This is a genomic window from Methanosarcina sp. 1.H.T.1A.1 (genome assembly GCF_000979295.1).
Lineage (GTDB): Archaea > Halobacteriota > Methanosarcinia > Methanosarcinales > Methanosarcinaceae > Methanosarcina.
On record NZ_JJQY01000135.1, the window covers coordinates 1 to 15108 of the forward strand.

The 15108-nt window shown below is 41.5% G+C and carries 11 protein-coding genes; 9 read left to right on the plus strand and 2 right to left on the minus strand.

What is annotated here, in order from left to right; all coding sequences use genetic code 11:
• Positions 1-121: 121 nt before the first annotated feature.
• The 6 genes from EO95_RS13365 (at position 122) to EO95_RS13390 (ending at position 9874) form a co-directional block, all read left to right on the plus strand.
• A complete protein-coding gene (locus tag EO95_RS13365) occupies positions 122-685 on the plus strand; it encodes a hypothetical protein (RefSeq protein WP_048135391.1) in 564 nt (187 codons plus the stop codon).
• A 776-nt stretch (positions 686-1461) separates the two neighbouring features.
• Positions 1462-2004 (plus strand): hypothetical protein, encoded by a 543-nt coding sequence (locus EO95_RS13370; RefSeq protein ID WP_235283023.1) that lies wholly within the window; start codon positions 1462-1464, stop codon positions 2002-2004.
• A 661-nt stretch (positions 2005-2665) separates the two neighbouring features.
• Positions 2666-4180: a type I restriction-modification system subunit M gene (locus EO95_RS13375; RefSeq protein ID WP_048135395.1), complete on the plus strand. Its 1515-nt coding sequence runs from the start codon at positions 2666-2668 to the stop codon at positions 4178-4180.
• A gap of 464 nt (positions 4181-4644) precedes the next feature.
• On the plus strand, positions 4645-5949 hold the full coding sequence (locus tag EO95_RS16810) for a restriction endonuclease subunit S (RefSeq protein WP_052733589.1): 1305 nt from the start codon (positions 4645-4647) through the stop codon (positions 5947-5949).
• A 94-nt stretch (positions 5950-6043) separates the two neighbouring features.
• A complete protein-coding gene (locus EO95_RS13385; RefSeq protein ID WP_048135397.1) occupies positions 6044-9085 on the plus strand; it encodes a type I restriction endonuclease subunit R in 3042 nt (1013 codons plus the stop codon).
• Between the two features lie 60 nt (positions 9086-9145).
• Positions 9146-9874 carry a M48 family metallopeptidase gene (locus EO95_RS13390; protein ID WP_048135398.1) on the plus strand — a complete coding sequence of 243 codons (729 nt, stop codon included), beginning with the start codon at positions 9146-9148 and terminating at the stop codon, positions 9872-9874.
• A gap of 185 nt (positions 9875-10059) precedes the next feature.
• On the opposite strand, the gene EO95_RS13395 is transcribed toward EO95_RS13390, so the two are convergent.
• Positions 10060-11529 (minus strand): hypothetical protein, encoded by a 1470-nt coding sequence (locus EO95_RS13395; protein WP_156164065.1) that lies wholly within the window; start codon positions 11527-11529, stop codon positions 10060-10062.
• Positions 11530-12161: 632 nt separating this feature from the next.
• On the opposite strand from EO95_RS13395, the gene EO95_RS17215 reads away from it, so the two are divergent.
• Together EO95_RS17215 and EO95_RS13405 are read left to right on the plus strand one after the other, a co-directional pair.
• Positions 12162-12377, plus strand: a complete 216-nt coding sequence (locus tag EO95_RS17215) for a M48 family metallopeptidase (protein WP_255350188.1) — start codon at positions 12162-12164, stop codon at positions 12375-12377.
• A 113-nt stretch (positions 12378-12490) separates the two neighbouring features.
• Positions 12491-12850: a carboxymuconolactone decarboxylase family protein gene (locus EO95_RS13405; protein WP_048135401.1), complete on the plus strand. Its 360-nt coding sequence runs from the start codon at positions 12491-12493 to the stop codon at positions 12848-12850.
• Between the two features lie 315 nt (positions 12851-13165).
• On the opposite strand, the gene EO95_RS16815 is transcribed toward EO95_RS13405, so the two are convergent.
• Entirely contained in the window at positions 13166-14182 is a 1017-nt protein-coding gene (locus EO95_RS16815; RefSeq protein WP_052733590.1) for an HRDC domain-containing protein, read from the minus strand.
• A gap of 235 nt (positions 14183-14417) precedes the next feature.
• On the opposite strand from EO95_RS16815, the gene EO95_RS13415 reads away from it, so the two are divergent.
• On the plus strand, positions 14418-15108 hold a 691-nt coding region (locus EO95_RS13415), incomplete at its 3' end, for an indole-3-glycerol-phosphate synthase (RefSeq protein ID WP_048135403.1).

Here is a 15108-nt window from a genome sequence, read left to right on the forward strand (position 1 = left end):
GTTCTGTTAAGTTCTGTTAAGTTCTGTTAAGTTCTGTTAAGTTCTGTTAAGTTCTGTTAAGTTCTGTTAAGTTCTGTTACGTTCCGTTACGTTCCGATAAGCGATAGTGGGGAAAGTTGTTATGGACAGATACCAGGTTTTTTGCCTGTGGGTAGCCGCAGGACTCTTCGTCACTCTATCTGTGCTTCCGGCTTCAGCAGAAACAACTTTTGAAGCTGGGACAATTCTTGAAAATGAAAACGAGGAACTAAATTTAACTGAATACTCAACGGCTTTAGATAACGAAACTGAAGTCGTTGAACAGGAATTGAGTCTGGGTCTCCGTTTTCTCGGATCCATGCTTCGCCTGCTTGACCTCAACCTGAACCTTATAAACGAAACCCTCAATGACCACTCTGAAGAATATCCTTTCCTGCAGCCCACAATAGAGGGAACGTCCACAGGGATAGACGCGGTGGGCTCAACGATTGTTTATGTGGAAGATCCCACTAACATGAGTAAAGCAAATTCCACTATGCATACCTTCGACGATGCTATTGCGGACCTGAACGCAAGCCTTGTATATCCGCAGGATATGCTCGATGCTGCAAATGCGACCCTCGGACAGCCTGAAAACACAACTCCGATCCTTGAAGATCTGTTCCGGGTGACAAAGGCAATGGTTTCGACTTATGACAACATCTGAGACGGAGCCGGGAAGATGGGACCTTTGAGATATTAAGGATTTTTGTGATCAGTTTAAGGATTTTTGTGATCAGTTTAAGGATTTTTATGATTAGTTCCCGGTTTTTTTATTTTTACTTTTAAAAAGCTAAAGCCTTTAATTTTCTTTTAGTTGCATTATGCACTCAAAAGTTTTCAGTCTTTTCACTTTTCTCAGGTCGGAGATAGCCCGGGACTTCGGGCATTTCTTGAGGCAAACGATAGGGAAATAAAAATGTTTTAATTCTTGATTACTGTCCTCTATCTAAGATGCCCGAACTATCTAATGATTGCGTATTTGAGATCAGTAATTGAAAAGGATTGTTTAAAATCCGATAAAGACTATTCAAGTCTTATTAAAATATCTATATAATTATAATTAATTAGATCGCGGATATATAAAGTTATTGAGCGAGATTGGGGGCTTTTCTTTTCTTACGGTATAACTTACAAATTTATTTTCAAGGTATTCATTCTACAGTAGTTTAAATTTTATAAGATATGAAAAAATTTATACAAACTCTGCACTATATTGTCCTTTTACATGACATTTACTTCCAAGATAATTTTATATAAGTCAGTATGTTTTTATAGGCAGTTTAGTATCCTTTTGAATAAGGCTGAAAATACGACAAGTGCCGTTAAGTACTGTTAATTTCTGTTAATTTCTGTTAATTTCTGTTAATTTCTGTTAAGTACCGTTAAATTCCGATCTACAACAGGGGGAAAATTGTTATAAACAGATTTCAGGTTTTTTGCTTGTGGATAGCAACAGGACTCTTCATCACTCTATCTGTGCTTCCAGTTTCAGCAGAAATAAATTTTGACACTGGGACGATTCTTAAAAATGAATACGCGAAAATAAATCCGATAGATAACTCTACATCTTCATATAACGAAACTGAAGTCGTTGAACAGGAGCTGAGCCTGAGTCTCCGGTTTCTCGCATCCATGCTTCACCTTCTTGACCTCAACCTGGATCTTATAAATGAAACTCTCAACGAACACTCTGCAGAATATCCTTTCCTGCAGTCCACAATAGAGGAAGTTTCTACAGGCCTGGAAGCAGTGAACTCGGCGATTGTTGTCATGGAAACAAGTCCTGAGAACATGAGTAAGGCAAATTTTACTCTGAATACCTTCGATAGTGCTGTTTCAGATCTGAATGAAAGCCTCGTATATCCGCAGGATATGTTTGATGCTGCAAATGCGACCCTAGGGCAATCTGAAGACACAACACCGCTACTTGGAGATCTGTTCGAAGTGACAAAGGCGATGGTCACGACTTATGATAATATTTGAGACTAAACTCCGAAGAAGATGCATGTGAAATTTTAAGGGTTTTTGTGATCCCGAATTGCGCCTCGCCCGAATTGCGCCTCGGGAGTACGCGGTCCTTTTCGCTGCGCTCAAGAGGACCAATTTATGGTTACAGAGATCTCCGTACTTTCCGCGGTTTCCGCGGTTTCCGTGGTTAGTGAAATATTATTCAGGGGGACCTGAATAACCTCCTCTCTTTTTTATTCCAGCAATCTGGAGCGGCTTGAGTCCAATGGCTTTTCGCGAAAAAAATGAATAATTCAACCGCACTTCCTTAAAAATAAATATAGAGCCGATCCCAAAACTCAAAATTGCTTCTCTAAAGCCCGTATTCAAAATAATCAATAGAGTTTCTGATCATGAAAATAGTTCTGAAACTTTACTGATTTGAGAATAAAATTGGTTTTGGGATGAGCTCATAATATTATACTGATTGTTTTAATGCTTGCGAGAAGAGCTTTAAAGGAGAGTTTTAAAGAAGAGCTTCAATCTTGAAAAGGTAAAACGGAATCGCAAGCTTTTTACTGGATTATTAATAAGAGATTGTCATATTATTCAATTCCAATTCGATTCTAACTCCGTCACCCCACACACAAAATTTTAGCATATAGTTTTCATTCTCACCAGAACAGGACCAAAAAACATGCCTTTAACCCTTAACGAATTAAACACTCACCTTTTCAAAGCCGCAGACATCCTGCGCGGCTCAATTGATAGTTCCGAGTACAAGCACTACATTTTCGGAATGCTTTTCCTGAAAAGACTCTCTGACCAGTTTGATGAGAATGTCATCCGGGTTACGGAAGAGCTCGTAAAAGAAGGCATGCCTGAAGTCAAAGCAAAAGAGATTGCCTTAACCGACAAGGACGAACATGGGGGCAGTTTCTTTGTCCCACCCCGTGCCCGCTGGTCCGAACTTGAAAAGAAGTCCTCTGACATTGGCGAGGCTATAAACAAAGCCTTTGAAGCCTTGGAACACGAAAACAGCTCCCTTGAAGGCGTGCTGATTGCCATTGATTTTAACGACAAGGAGCGCATATCCGACGCCGTCCTCCAGAAGCTTATCACCCATTTCGGGAAATACAACCTGGCAAACCATTCCCTTGAAAACAAAGACATGCTGGGCAGGTCCTACGAATATCTGATCAAACACTTTGCAGACGATGCCGGAAAGAAAGGCGGGGAATTCTACACCCCTGAAGAAGTGGTCAGGCTCCTTGTAAAGCTGGTCAAGCCCGCCGAAGATATGCGCATCTGCGACCCCACATGCGGCTCAGGCGGCATGCTTATCGAATGTATCCACTATTTGCAGGAACACGGCAAAAACCAGGACAAAATCTCCCTTTTCGGCCAGGAAAAGAACCTCAACACCTGGGCAATCTGCAAGATGAATATGCTCCTGCACGACATCCTCGACGCGCGGATTGAGAAAGGTGATACGATGGCCGACCCCAAGCTGCTGGACAACGGCGAACTGATGGTTTTCGACCGGGTTTTAGCCAACCCGATGTGGAACCAGAAAGAGTGGTCAAGAGACTGGCTCGCCAAAGGCGATCCCTATTCCCGCGTTAAATACGCGCTCCCCTCCGCCTCTTCCGCCGACTGGATGTGGATTCAGCACATGACTGCAACCCTGAACTCGGCGGGCGTGCTTGGAATTGTCCTTGACAACGGGGTCCTCTTCCGCGGCGGGCAGGAGAAAGTCTCCCGCCAGGGCTATGTTGACGATGACCAGATCGAAGCTGTCCTCGCCCTTCCTCCAAACCTCTTTTTCAACACCGGCAGCCCAGGCACGATTTTAATCTTCAACAAAAACAAACGCCCCGAAAGAAAAGGCAAAATCCTCTTCATCGACGCCTCTTCCGAATATGAAGAAGGAAAAGCCCAGAACTTCCTGCGGAACAACAATGTTGAGAAGATCGTCTCGGCTTTTGACGGCTTTGCAGATATTGAAAAATTCTGTGCCGTTGTTGGAAAAGAAAGCATTGTCGAAAACGATTACAACCTGAACGTTTCCCTCTATGTGGACACCTCCGAAGCCGAACCTGAAATTGACGTGGCAGCGGTCAACGAAGAGTTAAAAGAGCTTATCAGGCAGAGGGACGAATCCTATAGCGAAATGCAGGCTTATTTGAAGGACCTCGGGTACGAGGAATGAAGAGGAATGAGAAATCTCTTAATTTTGGGCTCACTTTGGGAAATATTAAATTGGTCACTCACTGCGTGGCCAATTGAGAGGAGAGCGCACGGAAACTTTAAAATCATAAATTCACCAGGCGCTGCTTGATAAATTCAAGAGAAATAACTATTCCGGGGCAACTGAGTAGCTTCTTTCGACCGTTCTTGTCCCGCGCCTCAGCGCGGCTGGAACATAATGACTTCGAGCAAATAAAAACGCAAATTTCAGACGCCCTGTAAAAGAAGAGTATCAAAAAATGTACAATTTCAACAGTTAACTGCGATTGATAAATTAAAAGGGAATAATAGCCAACTTTGTAATTTTTTAAATTCATCACGCACTGCGTGACGAATTAAAGAAAAGCAACAGTTAACTTAGTGAATTTTTAAATTCGCCAAGCACTGACTGGCGAATTCAGATTTGAAGTGGAAAAGGGTTTGTAAATGACAAAAAATGTTTTAGTTCCTGAAGGCTATAAGAAAACGGAATTGGGAGTGATTCCGGAAGAGTGGAAAGTTGTAAAACTGGAAGATTGTTGCAACAAAATTACCGATGGGTCTCATTACTCTCCAAAAAGCGTTGAAAAATCAGATTATAAAATTGCTACTATAGCTAATATAAATAACAATGAATTTGATTTGAAGTCTTGTAAAAATATCTCAATAGATGAATATGAAAAGCTAGTAAAAAATGGGTGTAAACCAAATATTGGAGACGTGCTGTTTTCAAAAGATGGAACTGTAGGCTTATGTTTAGTCTATAAACAAGAGGCAAGTTTGGTATTACTTTCTTCAATAGCAATAATTCCCCCTAAAAAAGAGACCCTTAATTCGGATTTTTGTGCTCATATGTTGAAGTCAGATTTAATTTTGAATGATATTATTGGTAGAAAAACAGGCACTGCCATTAGAAGAGTTGTTTTAAGGGATTTAAAGACAGTAAAAGTTCCTCTTCCGTCTCTTCCAGAACAACAAAAAATCGCCTCCGTCCTCTCAAAAGTCGATGAACAAATCGAACAGACAGAGCAGATCATTGAGAAAACTGAAATCTTAAAAAAAGGTCTGATGCAGAAACTGCTTACAAAAGGCATTGGGCATACGAAGTTCAAGAAAACGGAACTTGGAGAGATACCGGAAGAATGGGATATTGTAAAGTTATCAAAGATATTTAAAAATGGGCCTCAAAATGGGTTATACAAACATAAAAGCCATTATGGTAAAGGGCACAAGATTGTAGAACTTAAAGACTTATACAAAAGTGATTTTTATCTTGATACGAGTGATTTGTCATTAATTGATTTGACTGATAAAGAAAAATTAACTTATGAATTATTTGAGAATGACGTTTTGATAAACAGAGTGTCAAAGCAAATAGAAGGTGTAGCAAAAGTACTTCTTGCAAAAAATATCAAAAACATTATTGTTTTTGAGTCAAATATGATGAGAGCATCTTTAAAAGAATCACTTATCATTCCAGAATTTTTCCTTCATTATACAAGTTCTGATTTTTATCGCTTGCAGGTTAATAACTTTGCAAAAACTGGTAATCAATCGAGCATTAGCCAAGGGGATTTAAACAATATAAAAATATTCATCACAACTATCGAAGAACAACAAAAAATCGCCTTTATCCTCTCAAAAGTTGATTCCCATATTCAGGACAACCAGAGATATTTACACAAACTTCAAGAACTTAAAAAAGGACTTATGCAGGATCTTCTTACAGGAAAAGTCAGAGTGTGCGTATAATGGCAAGTTTAAATTTTGGTCCTCTCGAGCGCAGCGAGAAGGACGCGTGCTCCCGACGCGCAATTCGGGCAGGAAAAGTCAGAGTGTGCGTATAATGGCAGACGAATCCCAGCTTCAGATTGATGAATACACGCTTGTGGAAAAACCGGCTCTTGATTTATTTGAAAAGCTGGGATACAACTATATTGACGGGAAAAAACTGAAAAAAGAGCCGCAGCAGTTCTTTTTGCTGGACATCCTGAAACGGAAGATTCAGGAGATAAATCCCTGGCTTGATGAGGTCGGGCTGAACAAGGCGGTCAGGGAGATCACGGTTGTTCAGGCGGCGTCGCTTGTTGAGGCTAATGAGCTGCTGTATTACAAGCTGGTCAACTATACCAGTTTCAAGCAGGACCTGGGGTTTGGGAAGAAGTCGCAGACTGTTAAGTTTATTGATTTTGATGAGCCTGAGAAGAACGAGTTTACGGTTGTCAACCAGTTTTATGTTAAGAATAATGATTTTACGATCATTCCTGACCTTGTGGTTTTTGTAAATGGAATTCCGCTGGCTGTGCTTGAGTGCAAAAGCCCGAATTTGCAGGAGCCGATTGATGAGGCTATTTCCCAGCTTTTCGGGTACAGGGAGAAGAACGAGCAGTTCTTTTACCCGAACCAGCTCCTTGTTGCGCTTGCGCGGTACAGGGCGACTTATGCTTCCACTTTTTCGCCTGCAAAGTACTTCCTTGAGTGGAAAAAGCCTTATCCACTGAATGAGAGGGATCTTGCGGTTTTTATTGGAAAAGAAGGGCAGGAACTGCCTGCACAGGATATTCTGCTGTACTCGCTTTTTTCAAAGGAGAATTTCCTGGACATTCTCAGGAGTTACATTGTTTTTGAAACCGAAAACAACGGTGTGAATAAAAAACTTTGCAGGTACAACCAGTACATTGCAAGCAACAAAATTCTTGAGCGGATGGCAGAGGGCAAAGGCGGGGTAATCTGGCACACGCAGGGGAGCGGAAAGTCGCTTACCATGACCTATACGGCTCTGAAAATCCGCAGGATTGAAAAAGTGCCGGGGACTTCTCTTGAAAATCCCTGCATCCTGATCGTAACGGACAGGAATGACCTTGATTCCCAGATTTCAGGCACGTTTAAGAATTGCAGCTTCCCGAATCCCGTGCCTGTGGAAAGCGTAGAGCAGCTAAAAGAAGAGCTGAAAACCCCCATAGGAAAGACTCTTTTTACCACGATCCAGAAATTTACCTCGAAAAACGGCGAAACTTACCCCGAACTGTCCCGCTCGGAAAACATCATTGTTTTTGCCGACGAAGCCCACAGGAGCCAGTATGGAAAAGCGGCTGGGAAAGAAAACAGCAGCAGCCTGGGCTGGGCTCTGAATATGCGGACAGCAATCCCGAATGCCTTATTCATCGGCTTTACCGGCACTCCGATTGATAAAAACGACAAATCCACGCGCAGGGAGTTTGGAGATTATATTGACAGATACCTGCCGAAGCAGTCCATAGCTGACGGGGCAACCGTCCAGATCAAATATCAGGCAAGGCTTCCGAAAGTCCATATCCTGGGAAGCGAGCTTGACGTTGCTTTTGATTCAGAATTTGCTGATTACACTGACCTTGAGCAGGAAACCATCAAGGAAAAAGCCGGAAAATACAAAACGATTGCCGAAGACGAGGACAGGATAAGGGTCATCTGCAAAGATATTCTCGAACACTACACAACTGCTGTCAGGCCCGAAGGCTTCAAGGCGCAGATCGTGACCCCATCAAGGGATGCAGCCGTTACCTACAAACGGATTCTGGACGAACTCGGGGCTCCTGAATCGGAAATCATCATTTCCTCAAGCCCAAAAGATGACCCTCACGCCGAAATCCGGAAGTACTACAGGACAAAAGCCCAGCAGAGGCAGATAATTAAAAAGTTCCGGAAACCGTTTGATGAAGATAATAAACTGGCTTTCCTGATCGTCTGCGACATGCTCCTGACCGGCTTTGATGCGCCAATCGAGCAGGTCATGTACCTTGACAAGCCGCTCCGAGAACACAATCTCATGCAGGCAGTTGCAAGGGTGAACCGCCCCTACACCGAAAACAAGACATACGGCCTGATTATCGACTACTGCGGGATTTCCAAGCGGCTCAAAGAAGCCCTTGATATCTTCAACGAAGGGGATATTGCAGGCTACCTCGAACACCTTATGGATGATGTCCCGAAAGCCGAGCAGGCGGCAAACAAGGTAAAGAGGTTCTTCAAAGACGTGCCGACAACCTATGATTCCGCTGAATACGTGGACAGGTGCGTGCTTGATGTCCTGAGCGCAGAAGATACGCGGATCAGGTTTGAAAGAGCTTTCAAGGAATTTGTCGCCCTTGTAAACAACATCATCCCTAACCCCGAAGCAAACCGCTTCAGGCAGGACGTCTACCTCTACGGTAGGATCTACAACGCAATGCGGACAAACTACAGCATAAAAGCCCCGAGTGTGCTTGAAGCTGTCCCCAAAGCCAAAGCGCTGATCCACGAATACCTCGAATCAAACGGCATCACAGTCTTCCATGACCCTGTTTCCATTTACTCCTCCGAGTTCAATGACATCGTCAACAAAAAGACCTCGGCAAAAGCAAAAGCAAGCCTTATCCAGCACAAGGTCAGGACCACAATCAGCAATCTTTTCAACACAAATCCTATTTACTACACCTCCCTCCGCGAAAAGCTCGAAAAACTGATTGCAGAGCACGAACAGGAGCTTACTTCCACTACAGATTTCCTGGCCGACCTTGACAGAATTAAAGCTGAGCTTGATGTCGATGTTGTTGCAAGAAAACACGGCATGAGCAGGGAAGAGTTTGCAGTCTTCCAGATGGTCAGGGCTGCTTATATCCAGCTTCAGGCCGGAGCCGAAAAAGCTTCCGTGCACCTTACAGAAGAGGACGAGAAAAAGCTTGCAGGCGTTTCGCTCTCACTTTTTTCAGCCTTAAACGGACTTGCAGTAATTGACTGGAGGCAAAAACCCGAACAGCAAAAGATAATGCTCAAAACGATCAAAAGGGAATTATATAAAATTGATTTTGACATCGAAACGGCTGAAAGGGAAAGCCATAATATTCTCAATCTTGCCAGGAACCTGCTGTAAATGGGACCGAAAATAAAAGAATTAATGAGACAGAGATTGAAATAAAAAATGGAATAGAGAATGGAACAGATAAAGATCGGAAACACTCTCGTTGATTACCGCTTAATCTATTCTTCCCGGCAGAAAACCATTGAGTTAGTAATTGATCTGGAATCCGGGTTTACAGTCAAAGCCCCTGGAAGCATGAGCAAAGAAGAGGTTGCCTTAAACCTTCGACGGAAAGCCAGCTGGATTATAATCAACCTCGATAAAATGAACGAGGTTATAAGAAACGAGACCCGGAAAGAATTCGTAAGCGGAGAAAAATTTTCGTACAAAGGCAAGCACTACAAGTTAAAAGTAGTACAGGTAAATGAAGAAATAGTTCCAACCCTGACCTTTACCCACAGCAAATTCATAGCTCATGTACCTGCAAGCGTCCCGGAATCTGACTATCCCCGAATCATACAGCCCCTGTTCATCAATTTTTACCACGAAAAAGCGGAAAAGGTTCTCAACCAGAGGGCCAGAATGTATTTGAAATACTTTGAAGAGAAACCGTCTCTTATCAAAGTTCAGCCCCTGAAAAACAAGTGGGGGAATTGCTCAAAGACAAACCAGCTCAGGTTCAACTGGCGGGTTGTTATGGCTAAAATGTCAATTATCGACTATGTGGTCGTCCACGAACTCTGCCACACAAAATATAAAGACCACTCAAAGGCTTTCTGGAATGAGGTGCAGAAAATCCTGCCGGACTATGAGGAAAGAAAAGAGTGGTTAAGGATTCATGGGGATTTACTGAAGATATGAATTTTCAATTGTCTATAGATACCAGATTAACATTTTTACGAGCGGCGTTAGGAGTGGTTTTATAGCACCCTTCCATGATTTTGTCCTGCAGTTCATTGTGACTGGAGTCTCAAGAAGTAAAAAATAATCAAATCATTCAGGGTCCCGGATCGGATCCATGAATGACTAAACTCATGTTAGATATTTTAAAACTCCATTAACGGCTCGAAATCGGTGTCAGGACGGTCGTAAGTCTCTGTTTCAACGACGACATCCCCCCTTCGCCAGTAGTAATTATGGCCTGCCTCCACCTTAAAGGTCTCACCGTTCTCGTTTATCACGTCAGTTTGCCCAAGAATGAAATTATCAAAATGACGGAAAATCTCATCCTGTGTTTGACTGGTGGTCTGGTATCTTTCCATAATTATATTTGAAATCTCGTTATTAGTACTCATAAAGATCTCTGCATTTCTCATCGCATTATTCATTTCGTTGTTAAACCAACTAATATTGGGTTTGGATGAGGAGATCATATGAGCCAGTACTAAACTAGCTACGTTATCTTTAGATGCAGGTGCTACATAGCCATATATTCCTTGTACGTCCCATGTTTCGTACCCCATCCCCGAGTTAACGGAGTTGATGCCTGCTAAGTAATATCCGTTTAGTGTCTCTCCATTTTTAGAACATGTGAAATATACTTCTCCTACGTTTTGGTTAATAGGAAACCCAGATTTGATGTAAAAATCGTTAAATGCTTGGGATTTCTCAGGCAGATCTTGGTTTTGGGTAATAACTATGTTGGTATAGCCATACTCCTGTGCCAGATAATTTTCAACATACCACCTGCTAAATTCAGCCCCACTCATTTTGTGCAAAACCATCACCCGGTCTGATATCAGGGCATGTTCGGGATAACCAAAGTAATTGCCTGATTGGTCGGGGGTCTGGAAGAAATTTGGCAGATTAACATCGCCCCAGGTGATGGTGATCCCATCTGTAGAAGTGGCTTTTATAGCTCCTCTAGAGCCTTCAGATAGACCAATCTGGCCGGTAGGATACCTTTCAATTCCTCCAATAACATTCCATCCTTCCGGAACTTCCATTGTAAAGGCATTCTCCTTGGGTTCAAGCCACTGAACATACGATGGCTCAGTAAAATATAATGTTTGGAGTATCTGAGTCAGAGTTCCCTTCATTGCCTCGAAATTATCCTCAGGAGCCCTGATTGAATAGAACATTCCACTTTGCTGATAGATGCTGACAAGGACTACCTCCTTCAAGAGAGTCCCATCTGAAGCACGGGTGTAATTTATTGAGCCAACAGCCTGATCTAAGCCAGGCGTGTTACTATTTAATTGCCTCACAACTCCCGGGGCAATCCCCTCATAATCAGAATTCAAATTAATATCGCTGAAATATGTGTTTACGTAGCCTGAGGCGCTCGGGTACATATTCACGTAGTCTGAAGCATTCATATTTGCTTTCGAAATGAATGGGTAAATCACTACGGTAGAGTCTCCATATGGACTGGTGATTATAATGTGGTTGTTGGAATCCATTTTCGCGGTCCATCCAGGAGGGTGCTCAATTGAGAATCCAAAGTATGGATCATCGTATTTTACCCAATTATCACCTCGACTGGTACCGCATAAAAGATAGACCAGCACTACCATTGATACTATGATGAAAGTAGTTCTTGATTTCATAAGGAAAAGACGAGCCATAATCCACCCCGGTTTAGATATTCAATATAGAACTTCGCATTTAAAAAATTAAATTAAACTCATCAGGAATTACGATAACCTTTTTATTTGAACATTCTAAGTCTTTATAATGCTGATAATCAGCATTATAGCTGCATAAATCCTGTAACTATTATTATAAAATTAATTGAATATATTTCTATAACTATATAAACATGAGCAAATTTAATATATACTAAAAGATAATATTTTAAAAAGTCTTTGAGCCAGACAAAATAGACTCATCTAAATGTACCAAATGTGACTGTATTATTTCCACTTACTTTTTTCCAATATGTAGCCACATCGAAGTTTCTATATACAATTTTTTTTGGTTCAGTTTTATTATTATCATGTCATTAGATCGACTGCCCACGGTCTGATAATGAATCAATTTTGAGTTTGTGATAAGATCAACAACAAATACGGAGACTTCACCCTTAGGGAATAATAGAACTCAAGTACCAACTGTTCAGCAATCATGAGCAAAATTCAGTAGTCTGTTGGTGCAATTGGCTTTTCGTCTGCTAATTTTTTAAACACACAGAATTTTAGCATACAGTTTGTATTCTCACCAGAATAGAAACCAGTTGAGGTTCAACTGGCGGTTTGTTATGGCTAAAATGTCGATCATAGACTATGTGGTCATCCACGAACTCTGCCACACAAAATATAAAGACCACTCAAAGGCTTTCTGGAATGAGGTGCAGAAAATCCTGCCGGACTATGAAGAACGGAAAGAGTGGTTGAGGGTGCATGGGGATTTACTGAAGATATGAATTCCACTTGTAGTTGAAACTCACCATTTTAGGATCTATCCGAAAAGTCAGATCCATGAAAAATTGTAAAGATATTGTTTTATCCGATTATCTCGTATTGAAATAGGATAATTATGGGGAAGAATATTCACGAAATCAAGGAAATAAAGGGCTTTGCGCCCAGGTCTGTTGTGTACGCTGAAAAGATAAATGAGGATTTTGGCGAAGGGCTTGCAGGCTTTTATAAAGCTATATGGGCTGAGAGAGAAGGCGGACTTTCCATTAAGCAGAAGCATCTGACGGTCTTTGCTATTGCCTGTTCCAACAACAACACAGACAGCGCAGTCAAAATCTTGCAAAAGCTTCATCAATTCGGAGCTACCAGAGCAGAGATAACTGACGCCATGATGATGGCTGCTTGGACCGGCGGGATTCAGAATTTCACGGATATTAGTTCAGTGATACTCAAAGAAATGGAGAAACATGGCTATTAACAGCTACGGTAACAGTCAATAATGGAATAGTTAAGAGTTATAATAGATATATAGTATCCGAGTAGACGTTCTGGTTATTCATATTGCCATTTGTAAAGGTCAGTAGGTCACAGCACTTTTCGGATAGGCTTTAGTGAATTTACCTTGTAACCCACCTTCCGCAGAAGTCCACAAAAATACCACCTATTTTTCCCAATATGGCAGTAGCTTAAAAACTAATTTCCCCTATAATGAAGGATAGTGGGCAAATCGGCAAATGAATTCTACATCTGTGTACATCTGCGGAGTGTCTGTTGCAAAACTAAAATCCATTTGTTACAAACCATTTTTAAAGCATTGATAACACACAGGTTTCTCTTTAGAAGTGTCTGTCGGTTTGCCGCATTTATGACAATACTTTTCCTTATACTTTGGATTTCCAAATCTAGCCCATGAATTATAACAATCGCTACAAAACGGTTCATTTGGATTAGACCTTATTTTTTCCCCACAACGAATGCATGATCCAGAATCACTGATCAGGTCCTTTTTATAGTAGTTTGCAATTTCCCGGAGAAAAGCCGATCCATAACTCTCAAGTTTCTTTTGCCCCACTCCTGTAATACTTAAAAACTCGTCAGAGTTCTTTGGAATCTTAGAGCATATTTCTTCAAGAGTTTTATCCGTAAATATATAGTACGCAGGTACTTTTTCCTGTTCTGCAACTTTACTTCGAAGTATTCTCAATCTCTCGAAAAGATTCAGGTCATTTGAGTTACTATCATAAGTTGTTATTTCTTTTTCTTTTTCACTTTCTATTTTCTCTTCTGCTTTCAATTGCCCGTTTACTTTTGATAGTTCGTTTGACCTTGAAACCCGATCGCCGATCTCACTATCTCTTGGCGCCACTTTTTCAACTGTTACTTTAATTTCTTCACTTTTCCTGAATAACCATCTCGCGTGCTCACAAATATCTGAATATAGTTTTGGGTCTTCATCTTTTGTCACATATATTCCCATTTCATAATTATTGACCTGTGAATACTCGTACAGATTCATTGAGGTGACAATTGCCTCATTTTCATTTAAATAGCATTTAGCATGTAAGTCCTTACAAAACCCGGTACGAACGGAATTAAGTTGTTTAAGCCAATTATTCTCATCAGGCTGCAGTTCATTTTTCCCATAAACTATTTTTACATCAATTTTCATTCTGTTTTGATCTTCAATTAAATCTTTAATCTGATGGTTTATCTTCAAATATGGGCTTATTATAAAGACTTCCTGCTTCGCATTTTTGATAATCTCTGTTAAATTATAGGAAATTCCTGTTGTATTCAAAAATTTAGCCATTTCCTTTCCCCAGTTACTTCGATTACATTAAGGCACTTAGCAAATTTACTTAACATCAAAACTTACTTACTTTTTTTATTTAATACTATCTACAAACATAAATATAAATAAATCTAATATTATATAATTATTAAAATATTATCAAATCGGCAACCGTTTGTCCTCATCCAAAACCTTTTTATATCAGGTACGGTATTAGACACTATTGTACAGAACTATACACCAGTGGTTACAAATGCACGATTCAATCCTCCACATCCTCAACACAACAAAGACCCGGATCCAGGCTTTTGGGGCCGATGTCCACAAGGAAGACCCGCAGCCGCAGTTCCAGAAAAGGGACTTTATTGCCGCTGTGGCAGCTGTAAGAGCAGACGGGCGGGTGCCGGTAATTGCGGAAGTCAAGCCTGCATCTCCTGGAAAGAGCTTCAGGGATATACCCCCGGCAGTGGCTGCTGAGCTTGCATGGGAGATGGAGGAAGCCGGAGCTGTTGCAATTTCGGTCCTTACTGAACCAGGAGTGTTTCGGGGCTCACTTGAAAACCTGAACGCGGTCAGGAAAACAGTTTGTTTACCGGTTCTGAGGAAGGACTTCATTATTGACAGGCTGCAGCTTGAGGAAGCGGGAAGCGACCTCATACTCCTGATTGCAGGCATCCTGGGAAAAGAGCTGGATGCCTTTGTTGATCTTGCTCTTGAAAAGGGCTTTGAGCCGCTGGTTGAAGTTCACAACAGGGAAGAGCTTGAACTTGCGCTGGAAACCGGCACAAAGCTCATCGGGATTAATAACCGGAACTTTGAGACACTTAATATCGACCTGGCAACCACTGAAGAGCTTGCACCCCTCATCAGGGAATACGACCTGGACCACGGGACCAGCCATATCATTATAAGCGCTGTCTCTTATACACATCTGACGCTGCCGA